Annotated in this window: 12 protein-coding genes; 7 read left to right on the top strand and 5 right to left on the bottom strand. The window is 62.7% G+C overall.

Annotated elements, in window-relative coordinates; translation table 11 throughout:
- The first annotated feature begins 1 nt into the window (after nt 1).
- The 6 genes from lepB to pdxJ all read left to right on the top strand — a co-directional run bounded on the left by lepB (nt 2) and on the right by pdxJ (nt 4,360).
- Entirely contained in the window at nt 2-856 is an 855-nt protein-coding gene (gene lepB, locus FFS12_RS19325) for a signal peptidase I (protein ID WP_137889300.1), read from the top strand.
- 104 nt (nt 857-960) lie between these two features.
- Entirely contained in the window at nt 961-1,338 is a 378-nt protein-coding gene (locus tag FFS12_RS19320) for a DUF4845 domain-containing protein (protein WP_137889298.1), read from the top strand.
- Nucleotides 1,335-2,024, top strand: coding sequence for a ribonuclease III (rnc, locus tag FFS12_RS19315; protein ID WP_137889295.1), 690 nt, complete (start codon nt 1,335-1,337; stop codon nt 2,022-2,024). The genes FFS12_RS19320 and rnc overlap by 4 nt, the downstream gene beginning before the upstream one ends.
- Nucleotides 2,017-2,919, top strand: coding sequence for a GTPase Era (era, locus tag FFS12_RS19310; protein WP_137889293.1), 903 nt, complete (start codon nt 2,017-2,019; stop codon nt 2,917-2,919). The genes rnc and era overlap by 8 nt, the downstream gene beginning before the upstream one ends.
- A gap of 3 nt (nt 2,920-2,922) precedes the next feature.
- Entirely contained in the window at nt 2,923-3,621 is a 699-nt protein-coding gene (recO, locus tag FFS12_RS19305) for a DNA repair protein RecO (protein ID WP_137889291.1), read from the top strand.
- A complete protein-coding gene (gene pdxJ / locus FFS12_RS19300) occupies nt 3,614-4,360 on the top strand; it encodes a pyridoxine 5'-phosphate synthase (protein WP_137889288.1) in 747 nt (248 codons plus the stop codon). Before recO ends, pdxJ begins: the two co-directional genes overlap by 8 nt.
- Nucleotides 4,361-4,501: 141 nt before the next feature.
- Here pdxJ and cmoB read toward each other — a convergent pair whose 3' ends face one another.
- The 5 genes from cmoB to lon form a co-directional block, all read right to left on the bottom strand.
- On the bottom strand, nt 4,502-5,461 hold the full coding sequence (gene cmoB, locus FFS12_RS19295; RefSeq protein WP_137889286.1) for a tRNA 5-methoxyuridine(34)/uridine 5-oxyacetic acid(34) synthase CmoB: 960 nt from the start codon (nt 5,459-5,461) through the stop codon (nt 4,502-4,504).
- Nucleotides 5,458-6,201, bottom strand: coding sequence for a carboxy-S-adenosyl-L-methionine synthase CmoA (gene cmoA / locus FFS12_RS19290; RefSeq protein ID WP_137889283.1), 744 nt, complete (start codon nt 6,199-6,201; stop codon nt 5,458-5,460). The genes cmoB and cmoA overlap by 4 nt, the downstream gene beginning before the upstream one ends.
- A 79-nt stretch (nt 6,202-6,280) precedes the next feature.
- Nucleotides 6,281-6,853 (bottom strand): hypothetical protein, encoded by a 573-nt coding sequence (locus FFS12_RS19285; RefSeq protein WP_137889279.1) that lies wholly within the window; start codon nt 6,851-6,853, stop codon nt 6,281-6,283.
- Nucleotides 6,854-7,152: 299 nt separating this feature from the next.
- Nucleotides 7,153-7,548 carry a protease inhibitor I42 family protein gene (locus FFS12_RS19280; protein WP_137889277.1) on the bottom strand — a complete coding sequence of 132 codons (396 nt, stop codon included), beginning with the start codon at nt 7,546-7,548 and terminating at the stop codon, nt 7,153-7,155.
- A gap of 251 nt (nt 7,549-7,799) precedes the next feature.
- On the bottom strand, nt 7,800-10,193 hold the full coding sequence (gene lon / locus FFS12_RS19275) for an endopeptidase La (RefSeq protein WP_137889274.1): 2,394 nt from the start codon (nt 10,191-10,193) through the stop codon (nt 7,800-7,802).
- A gap of 158 nt (nt 10,194-10,351) precedes the next feature.
- Between lon and FFS12_RS19270 the strand changes: the two genes are divergently transcribed.
- The gene (locus tag FFS12_RS19270) at nt 10,352-11,104 is read left to right on the top strand and encodes an AraC family transcriptional regulator (protein WP_137818862.1); all 753 of its coding nucleotides are present in this window, start codon (nt 10,352-10,354) and stop codon (nt 11,102-11,104) included.
- Nucleotides 11,105-11,256 lie beyond the last annotated feature (152 nt).

Here is an 11,256-nt window from a genome sequence, read left to right as displayed (position 1 = left end):
TATGTCGCTGAATTTTCCGCTGTTGTTAGTCATCGCCGTGGCCGTCTGCGGCGTCTTGGCCTTGTTCGATCTGCTGTTGCTGGCGCCGCGTCGGCGAGCTGCGATCAGCGCTTATGAGGGCCAGGTCGGCGAGCCCGACCACATGGTGCTCGAACAACTGAACCGGGAGCCGCTCCTGGTGGAGTACGGCAAGTCGTTCTTTCCGGTACTGGCCATCGTCCTGGTCTTGCGCTCCTTCTTGATCGAACCGTTCCAGATTCCCTCCGGCTCGATGAAGCCGACGCTGGAAGTGGGCGATTTCATCTTGGTCAATAAGTTCGCCTATGGCATCCGCCTGCCCGTGCTGGATACCAAGGTGATTGAGGTGGGCGACCCGCAGCGCGGCGATGTGATGGTGTTCCGCTACCCGAGCGAGCCGAACATCAACTACATCAAGCGGGTAGTCGGTTTGCCCGGCGATAAAATTCGCTACGGCAGTGATAAGCGCCTGTTCGTCAATGGCCAGTCGGTAGCGGAGCAACTCGTCGGTGAAGAACCGGGCTCGCTGGGCAGTGCCGTGCTTTATCAGGAAAAGCTGGGTGCAGCCGAGCATCTGATCCGTAAGGAAATGAGCCGTTACCGCGCCGAGCCAGGCCGGGAATGGACGGTGCCCCAAGGGCACTACTTCATGATGGGCGACAATCGCGACAACTCCAACGACAGCCGCTACTGGAACGATCCGAAGATTCCCAAGAACCTGCTGGGCATGGTGCCGGACAAGAATATCGTCGGCAAAGCCATCGCGGTATGGCTGAGCTGGTCCGATCCGAAACTGCACAACCTGCCGAACTTCTCCCGAGTTGGCCTGATCCGCTGACTTTTCGACTATTTGCGGCGCTGTTCAAGACGGCGCCGCGCGCTATATATAGTCTTGCCCGTGGGGCTTAAGACTTTCCAATAACTCTGACATTGAGGTCGATCATGACATTTGCGCGTTCGCAGAAAGGTTTGTCGGTTCTAGGTTGGCTGATGGTGCTGGCGGTGGTGGCATTCTTTGCCAGCACGGCGTTCAAGATGATCCCGCACTACCTGGACTACAAGTCGCTGGAAAAAATCATTAGGTCGGTCGAAACGGATAAAGCCGCAAATATCCGCAGCGTGGGTGAGTTTTACGCGCACGTCGGTAAAGGCCTGCAGGTCAACAGCATCCGTGATTTTGATCTGGAAAAGGCCCTCGTGGTGAAAGTCGAGAACAACGAGTTCCGCGCGCACCTGAAGTATGAAAAGCGTGAAGCCCTGATCGAAAATCTCGATCTGGTGGCGCGTTTCGACAAAGAATTCCGCGTGCGTATGCCGTGAGCGCATCGCTAAGCCGCCTCGAGCGTCAGCTCGGCTACACCTTTCAAGACCAGGATCTGATGATCCTGGCGCTAACCCATCGCAGCTTCGCCGGACGCAATAACGAGCGTCTGGAGTTCCTCGGCGATGCCATCCTCAACTTCGTCGCCGGTGAAGCGCTGTTCGAGCGTTTTCCGCTGGCGCGCGAAGGCCAGTTGTCGCGTTTACGCGCACGGCTGGTGAAAGGTGAGACTCTGGCGGTGCTGGCTCGCGGTTTCGACCTGGGTGAGTACCTGCGTCTCGGCTCCGGCGAGTTGAAGAGCGGTGGTTTTCGGCGGGAATCGATTTTGGCCGATGCCCTGGAAGCCCTGATCGGCGCCATTTACTTGGATGCCGGGATGGATGCCGCGCGCCAGCGGGTACTGGCCTGGCTAACCTCTGAACTGAATGGCCTGACGCTGGTCGATACCAACAAAGATCCGAAAACCCGCCTGCAGGAGTTCCTGCAGTCGCGCGCCTGCGAGCTACCGCGCTATGAAGTGGTGGATATCCAGGGCGAGCCGCACTGCCGAGTCTTTGTCGTCGAGTGCCAGATCACCTTATTGAATGACAAGACCGTAGGGCAGGGTGCCAGCCGCCGTATCGCCGAACAAGTGGCGGCCGCGGCAGCACTGATTGCCCTCGGCGTGGAGAACGGCCATGACTGATTCACCTGCAACACGCTGTGGCTATGTCGCCATCGTCGGCCGCCCCAACGTGGGCAAATCCACGCTGCTCAACCATATCCTCGGGCAAAAGCTGGCGATCACCTCGCGCAAGCCGCAGACCACTCGCCACAACATGCTCGGGATCAAGACCGAGGGCAATGTCCAGGCTATTTACGTCGACACCCCCGGCATGCACAAGAATGGTGAGAGAGCCCTCAACCGTTACATGAACAAGACCGCTTCGGCGGCGTTGAAAGACGTCGATGTGGTGATCTTCGTGGTCGACCGTACCCGCTGGACCGAAGAGGACCAGATGGTTCTCGAGCGTGTGCAGTATGTCCAAGGCCCGGTGATTCTGGCGATCAACAAGACTGACCGGATCGAAGACAAGGCCGAATTGATGCCGCACCTGGAGTGGTTGCAGCTGCAACTGCCAAACGCGGAAATCGTGCCGATCTCGGCGCAGCATGGGCACAACCTCGAAGCCCTGGAAGGCTTGATCGCTCAGCATCTGCCGGAGAACGAGCACTTCTTCCCGGAAGACCAGATCACCGATCGCAGCAGCCGTTTCCTCGCGGCCGAGCTGGTGCGCGAGAAGATCATGCGTCAGCTGGGTGCCGAGTTGCCGTACCAGATCACGGTGGAAATCGAAGAGTTCAAGCAGCAGGGCAAAACCCTGCACATCCATGCGCTGATTCTGGTCGAGCGCGATGGGCAGAAGAAAATCATCATCGGCGACAAAGGCGAGCGGATCAAACGCATCGGCATGGACGCGCGCAAGGACATGGAAGTGCTGTTCGACTCCAAGGTGATGCTCAATCTCTGGGTCAAAGTGAAAGGCGGCTGGTCCGACGATGAGCGGGCCCTGCGTTCCCTGGGTTACTCCGACATCTAACGCATGCCAAGCAGCGCGCTACCGGCTTTTGTCCTGCACAGCCGGGCCTACCGCGAGAGCAGCGCGCTGGTGGACTTCCTCACCCCGCAAGGGCGTCTGCGGGCGGTATTGCGCGGTGCGCGCGGTAAGGCCGGCACCTTGGCGCGGCCTTTCGTGCCAGTGGAAGTCGAGTTCCGCGGCCGTGGCGAGTTGAAAAATGTTGGCCGTCTGGAAAGCGCCGGTGTCCCTCACTGGCTGCATGGCGATGCCCTGTTCAGTGGTCTCTATCTGAACGAACTGCTGATTCGCCTGCTGCCGGCGCAAGACCCGCAGCCCATTCTGTTCGAGCACTACGGCGCGACCTTGGCGGCGCTGGCGGCCGGTCGGCCGCTGGAGCCGCTATTGCGTGCATTCGAATGGCGCCTGCTGGATGAGCTGGGTTATGGTTTTGCCCTGGCTGAGGACCTCCGCGGTCAGCCGATCGCGCCGGATGGCCTGTATCGGTTGCAGCCGGATGCCGGTCTGGAGCCGGTGGCGCAGCTGCAGCCGGGCCTGTTCCACGGTGCGGAGCTGCTGGCCATGGCCGACGCCGATTGGTCTGCCCCGGGCGCCTTGGCGGCGGCCAAACGCTTGATGCGCCAGGCCCTAGCCCCCCATCTAGGCGGCCGACCTCTGGTCAGCCGCGAACTCTTTATGACGCTCAAGGAGCCGAACCGTGACTGATGCCAACCGAATTCTGCTGGGTGTGAACATCGACCACGTCGCTACCCTGCGCCAAGCGCGCGGCACCCGTTATCCCGATCCGCTGAAGGCGGCACTGGATGCCGAAGAGGCGGGTGCCGATGGCATCACCCTGCACCTGCGTGAAGATCGTCGGCACATCCAGGAACGCGACGTGCGCATCATGAAGGACGCCCTGCAGACGCGGATGAACTTCGAGATGGGGGTGACCGACGACATGCTCGCTTTCGCCGAGAGCCTTCGCGCCGAACACGTGTGCCTGGTGCCGGAAAGCCGCGCCGAGCTGACCACCGAGGGCGGCCTGGATGTGCTCGGGCAGGAAACCCGTATCCGCGCAGCGGTGCAGCGTCTGAGTAAGGTGGGCAGTGAGGTTTCGTTGTTTATCGATGCCGATGAGCGGCAGATCGAAGCGGCCAAGCGGGTGGGGGCGCCGGCGATCGAGATCCATACCGGGCGCTATGCCGATGCCCATACTCCGGCTGAGGCTGCGCGTGAGCTGGCGCGGATACGCGATGGCGTGGCTTGCGCCCTGGCCCATGGCCTGATCGTCAACGCCGGCCACGGCCTGCACTATCACAACGTTGAGCCGGTCGCCGCAATCGCCGGCATCAATGAACTGAATATCGGCCACGCGCTAGTTGCGCACGCCCTGTTCGTTGGTTTTAAAGCGGCCGTGGCGGAGATGAAGCACTTGATAGTCGCCGCCGCCGGCCGGCGCTAGAAGCCGCCAGCCGCGAGTTGGCTCGGGTACAGCGCAAACTCTACGTAGGGCGGGCTCAGGAGCGAAGCGAACAGTCCGCCGTTTGCCAAGGCGTACTGCTCCGCGAGTACGCCCTACGCAGTGGCAAGCAATCGGTTCATCTCAAGGCTTGCGGGCGGTCAGCACCGCCCGCATCGGCGCGGGCAAGCCTTCGCGGGTGCGCGAGTGGTCGCTGGGGTCGAGGAAGTCCGCTAGGGACTGATAGCGCATCCATTCGGTGCTGCGTTGCTCCTCGATGCTGGTGACGCTGACATCGACGCAGCGCACATCGACGAAGCCGGCACGCCGCAACCACAGCTCCAGCGCCGGCACCGAGGGCAAGAACCAGACGTTGCGCATCTGCGCGTAGCGGTCTTCCGGTACCAGCACCTGCTGCGCATCGCCCGCCACCACCAAGGTTTCCAGCACCAGTTCGCCACCTTTGACCAGGCAGTCTTTCAGCGCCAGCAGATGGTCGATGGGCGAGCGGCGGTGGTAGAGCACGCCCATGGAGAACACCGTGTCGAAGCCTTCGAGTTTTTCCGGCAGCTCTTCCAGGGCAAACGGCAGGTGCCAGACCGGCAATTCCGGTAGATAGCGCTGGATCGCCTGGAATTGGCAGAAGAACAGCCAGTTGGGGTCGATACCGATCACGCTCTCGGCGCCGGCGCCGAGCATGCGCCACTGGTAATAACCGTTGCCGCAGCCGACATCCAGCACGCGCTTACCGCTGAGGTCGAGGTGCGGCGCGACCCGCGTCCACTTCCAGTCCGAGCGCCATTCGGTGTCGATCTGCACGCCGAATAGCTCGAACGGCCCTTTGCGCCAGGGCGACAGGCCAAGCAGCGCCTGGCGCAACTGCGTGCGGCTGGTTGCATCGCAGTCGCTGTCCAGTTGCAAGCGTTCGCGCAGTTCGACCCGACTCGGCGTCAGCGCGGGTAAGGCATCCAGTGCGCCCTGCCAGCGTTCGAGGTCGCCGTGGCCGATCTCCAGCTTGTTGTCCAACTGCTGTTGCAGGCCCGCAGCCCAACTGGCCAAGGGGCTGTCCGCCAGGCGGCGGGCGAGGGGGGCGAGGTCGATCATGGCAGGGCGATCAGTGAGGCGAAGTTGAGGCACTGGAACCAGGGCACGACTCTGCTGAAGCCGGCGGCCAACAGGCGCTCACGGTGTTCTTCGAGGCTATCGGGGAGCATCACGTTTTCCAGCGCACTGCGTTTCTGGGCGATTTCCAGCTCGCTGTAACCGTTGGCGCGCTTGAAGGCGATATGCAGGTCGGTGAGCAGCGCCTGTTCTTCGGCATCGTTGAAACGCAACTTCTCCGAGAGGATCAGCGCTCCGCCCGGCAGCAGGGCCTGGCGAATCCGGCTGAGCAGGGGCAGGCGTTGTTCGGGCTGGATAAATTGCAGGGTGAAGTTCAGCGCCACCAGCGAAGTCGGCCGGAACTCCAGGCGCAGGATATCGGCTTCGATGACCTCGACCGGCAGCAACTCCTGGAACATCGAGTCTTGCGCGTGCAGGTATTCACTGCAGCGTTCGACCATGGCGCTGGAGTTGTCGACCGCGATGACCCGGCAATCCTCGCTCTTCACATGCCGGCGCAGTGCTTGCGTGACCGCGCCCAACGAACTGCCGAGGTCATACAGCACACTGTGCGGCTGGGCGAATTGCGCCGCGAGCACGCCGATGTTCTCGACTATGGTCGGGTAGCCCGGTACGGAGCGCTTGATCATGTCCGGAAACACCCGCACCACGGCCTCGTTAAAGGCGAAGTCCTGAACGTGGGGCCGGGGTTGTGCGAAGAGGCGGTCGGGTTCTTTGCTCACGGTGGTTCCGAAGGCGATAACGAAGAGGCCGGCATTTTAGCCAAGACTGGGTCACAGCCATACCCATACCCTTAGATAGCTACTTCAACTGGTCGGAAAAGAACTCGCCAGCGCCCTGCATCGGGCCGAGTGGATTGCGCTTGACCTCGAAGCGGCGAATGTTCGGCTCGCCGCTGCTGACCTTGTGCACCAGCTTGTCATCGACCAGCACGAAGACCGTGCGGAAGGCCCAGCCATAGAACTCGCGCTGCTTGCGGAAGTTGAGCACGTCGGCCCAGAAGCTGCCGACTCGTTGGGTATCGGTCTTGGAGAACTCGAAGGCATAGCCGATGCAGCGGTCCTTGGCCTCCAGGCACTGCATTATGCCGTCCGGCAGGTAGTCGAGGGGGACATTCGGCTGGACGAACATCAGGCGCACGTCGATAAACGACAGCATGCGCCCATTGCCCTGGGTCAGTGGGTCGAAGCCCAGGGAGAACAGCTCGGAGCGGGTGGTGATGCCGGGCAGCGCCTGGGAATAGCGGATCTCGGTATCCGTATAATCACCGAAGGGCGAGATGGTCTCCGCATACTCGCTCGGCAGTAAGCTAGTGCAGCCAGCCAGTAATACTGCCGAGAGAACCGCAACCGCACCGCACCTACCGCCGCCCATGATGTTCTCCCCCGATTCAGTTCTCTCCCTATTTGCTATAGACGATTTAACGAGCGGCTGCCGTTTCATTTTTGAGACAGCAGGTTAACGCGGCAGACGCTGGATCGCCGAGGCCGTGATGCTCCACTGGCCCAACCAATAGCTGAGGACGATGGCGTAGGGCGCGCCGATCAACGCCACTATCAGCCAGCGCATATTCGACCCTCAGCGCTTGTTTGAGCGGCGACTATGCCCAGCCATGGCGCAAAACCACAGGCGGATTTTTGTAGGAACGGGCCCATAGACGTTTGGCGGGCGGCTTATTGCACGCTGATCTGGCAGTCGAAGGTCTTGGCCGGTGCGACATCCACTTCCCAGGGCCGCTGGTAGAGCAGCAGCAAGCGCCCGTCGCCCGGGTTGGCGGCCTGGAAGCGCCAGGTTGACTGTCCGGCACTGCCGACCAGGCCGGCGTCCTCCGGGTTGCTGTAGACCTCCGGCCCCAGGCTGCGCAGCACGCCGGGCGCGGCGTCCTTGACTTGCCAACGGAAGCCGGTGGTGGGGTTGCTGGCCAGGGTGAGGGTCAGCTGTTGCCCGCTGTGCAGCTTCAGCGGGCAGTCGTCTTGCTGGTTCTGTTGCAGCGTGACGTTGCGGGGCTGCTGCGCGCAGGCGGCGAGCAGACTGAGAGCGAGGGCTAAGAGCAGGCGGGCAGCAGTCATAAACAGTTCCTGTCGGTTTAAAACGAGTACCTTGGCACATAAGTTTGGCGAAGGGATGGCGAGTGGCAACGCTGCTTGGTGGCAAAAAACGCCGCCAGGACTCGTCCGAAACTTGTGTGTCGAGGTACTAGGCCAGCATAACCTCAAGGCACTGAGCATTCGTAGCCTGGATCGCGCGCCGGGTTGTCCACAACCCAGTTCCGGGTTACGCCGCCGTGCGGTTTTTCCGGGCTACAAATGCGCCTTGGCGATCAGAACAGCACCTTGGCTACATCCGCATAGCGCTTGGCGAAGTGTACGGTCAGGCCGGCCTTGAGGTAGTCCGGCAGCTCGGCGTAGTCGCCACGGTTGGCTTCCGGCAGGATCAGCTCGAAGATTTTCTGCCGCCGCGCGGCGATGACCTTCTCGCGCACCCCGCCAATCGGCAGGACATGGCCGGTGAGGGTCAACTCGCCGGTCATCGCCACGCCCTTCTTCGGCGCCTGGTTACGCGCCAGCGAGAGCAGCGCGCTGGCCATGGTCACGCCCGCGCTGGGGCCGTCCTTCGGCGTCGCGCCTTCCGGCACGTGCAGGTGGACGAAGGCCTGGTCGAAGAAGGTCGGGTCGCCTTGGTAGGCCTTCAGGTGCGAGCTGATGTAGCTGTAGGCGATCTCGGCCGACTCCTTCATCACCGCGCCGAGCTGACCGGTGAGCTTGAAGCCGCGGTTCAGCGTGTGAATGCGCGTGGCCTCGATCGGCAAGGTGGCGCCGCCCAGGCTGGTCCAGGCCAGACCGGTGAGCACGCCGACGCCGGAGAGCAGCTGCTCGCTGCGAAACACCGGCATGCCGAGGTAGCCTTCGAGATCCTTCGGGCCAATCTTCAGCTTGGCGTCAGGTTGCTCCAGCAGCGTGACCACCGCCTTGCGCACCAGTTTGCTCAGCTGTTTCTCCAGCTGACGCACCCCGGCCTCGCGGGCATAGCCTTCGATCAGCGCCTTCAGCGCGCTGTCGCTGATCGCCAGGCGCTGTTTCGGCACCCCGGCTTTCAACAATTGCTTGGGCCACAGGTGGCGCTTGGCGATGGCGAGTTTTTCCTCGGCGATGTAACCGGACAGGCGGATGACTTCCATGCGGTCGAGCAGCGCGCTGGGGATCGAGTCCAGGGTGTTGGCGGTGCAGATGAACAGCACCTTGGACAGATCCAGGCGCAGGTCCAGGTAGTGATCGAGGAACTCGGCGTTCTGCTCCGGGTCGAGCGTCTCCAGCAGCGCCGAGGCCGGGTCGCCTTGGTGGCTGGCGCCGAGTTTGTCGATCTCATCGAGCATGATCACCGGGTTCATCACTTCGACGTCCTTTAGGGCCTGTACCAGCTTGCCGGGCAGGGCGCCGATGTAGGTACGGCGGTGGCCCTTGATCTCCGCCTCGTCGCGCATGCCGCCGACGCTGAAGCGATAGAACGGCCGGCCGAGGGTTTCGGCGATCGACTTGCCGATACTGGTCTTGCCGACCCCTGGCGGGCCCACCAGCAGGACGATGGAGCCGGCAATCTCGCCCTTGAAGGCGCCGACGGCGAGGAACTCGAGGATGCGCTCCTTGATGTCGTCGAGCCCGGCATGCTGCTGATCGAGCACCTTGCGCGCGTGCTTGAGGTCGAGCTTGTCCTGGCCGTAAACGCCCCAGGGAATGACGCTGGCCCAGTCCAGGTAATTGCGCGTGACGGCGTATTCCGGCGAGCCGGTTTCGAGGATCGCCAGTTTGTTCAGCTCCTCGTCGATGCGTTTGCGCGCCTGCTCGGGCAGGGTCTTGCCTTCCAGGCGCTGCTGGAACTGCTCGATATCGGCGCTGCGGTCGTCCTTGGTCAGCCCCAGTTCCTGCTGGATCAGCTTGAGCTGTTCCTTGAGGAAGAAATCCCGCTGGTGCTTGCCGATGGTGCGGTTGACCTCGGCCGACAGCTCACCTTGCAGGCGCGCCACCTCCACCTCTTTGCGCAGCAGCGGCAGCACCTTCTCCATGCGCTTGAGCATGGGCACGCAGTCCAGCACTTCTTGCAGCTCGGTGCCGGGGGCACTGGTCAGGGCGGCGGCGAAGTCGGTCAGCGGCGAGGGGTCGTTCGGGCTGAAACGGTTGAGGTAGTTCTTCAGCTCTTCGCTGTACAGCGGATTGAGCGGCAGCAGTTCCTTGATCGCATTGATCAAGGCCATGCCGTAGGCCTTCACCTCATCGCTCGACTCTTTCGGGCTCTGCGGGTACTCGACCTCCACCAGATAGGGCGGTTTGCGGCTGAGCCAGCCGAGGATGCGCACGCGGGTCAGCCCCTGGGCGATGAACTGTAATTTGCCGCCTTCCTCGGAGGCATGGTGGATGCGCACCAGCGTGCCGTGCTCGGGCAGGTTATCCGGGTCGAAGCCGCTGGCATCTGCCGGCGGGGTGTCGATATAAAACAGCGCCAGGCTCTTGTGCTCGGTCTTGACCACGCGCGCCAGGGTTTCCGCCCAGGGCTGCTGGTTGACGATCACCGGCAGCACCTGCGCCGGGAAGAACGGGCGGTTGTGGATGGGGATCACATAGAGGCGCTGCGGCAGCCGTTGGTCGGGCAGGGCGAGGCTCTGGCTGTGGGCGTGCGCGGCGTCTTCGACTATGTCCGGGGTGATGTGCTGATCGTTCATGCGGCACCTTGTCATGACTACATGAAGGGTAGATGGGTTGGCGGTCGAGGTAATTCAATCCCCGTGCCGTTGTGAACGCGGTCTTTACGCGGGTCGGTGGTTGCTGGGAAAAGCCGCTGTACTCCCGTAAACTGCGCAAAATTTGACCAGCAGCCGCCATGCTCAAAGCCCGCCTGATCCGCCTGGACGACCAAGCCCACGAACATGCCCACGACCATCACCAGTTGGTGATGTCGTTGTCCGGTCGTGCCGAGTTTGAGGTCAATGGCCGCGGCGGTGAGGTGTGTCGGATGCGCGCCTGCCTGGTGCCGGGCGATGCCGAACATCAATTCGCCGGGGTCGGCGACAACCGCATGCTGATCCTCGATCTGGATGAGCAGGGCAACTCGGCGGAAGACCTGGAACTGCTCGGCCACCTGTTCGACACGCCGCGCTACCCGGCGCTGGACGCGGACTTTCAAAACCTGCTGAGTTATGCCGGCGCCGAGTTGGCCCGTTATGGCAGCGATCCGCAGCTGGCCCGCGCCCTCGGGGGCGTGCTGTTGCGGGCGCTGCACCTGCGCTTATTTGGCGAGCAGGCGAAGCGGGCGGTGGGCCTGCTGAATGTCGAGCGGCTGGATGCCTACATCGGCGAGCACCTGGCGCGGCGCATCAGCGTCGCCGAACTGGCGCAGGTGGCCTGCCTCAGCCCCAGCCACTTCCATGCGCAGTTCAAAGACAGCGTCGGCTTCACCCCGCACCAATACCTGCTGAAAACCCGCCTCGACCGCGCCGCGCGGTTGCTGCGCGAGAGCGCTCTGCCGCTGATCCGCATCGCCGAAGAGTGTGGCTTCTCCAGCCAGAGCGCGCTGACCACGGCGATGCGCCGCTACCTCGGCCTGACCCCCAAGCGCCTGCGCGGCGCCGAGTGAGTTGCCTCGCTGCCGAGCGCCGTCGCTAGCCGCTGTTTGGCTCTGAGCCTGCTCCAGGGCGCGGCGCCGGGCATGCAGGGCGCTATATGCCAGCGCCGCTGGGCGGAAGTTCCCTCGAATAGAGCTTTGTGCAAAAACTCCAGAGGTTCTTG

The organism is Pseudomonas sp. 2FE (assembly GCF_005503735.1).
Classification (GTDB): domain Bacteria; phylum Pseudomonadota; class Gammaproteobacteria; order Pseudomonadales; family Pseudomonadaceae; genus Aquipseudomonas.
Note: the sequence above shows the minus strand (reverse complement) of the source record. Positions and strands in the feature narration are given on the sequence as shown.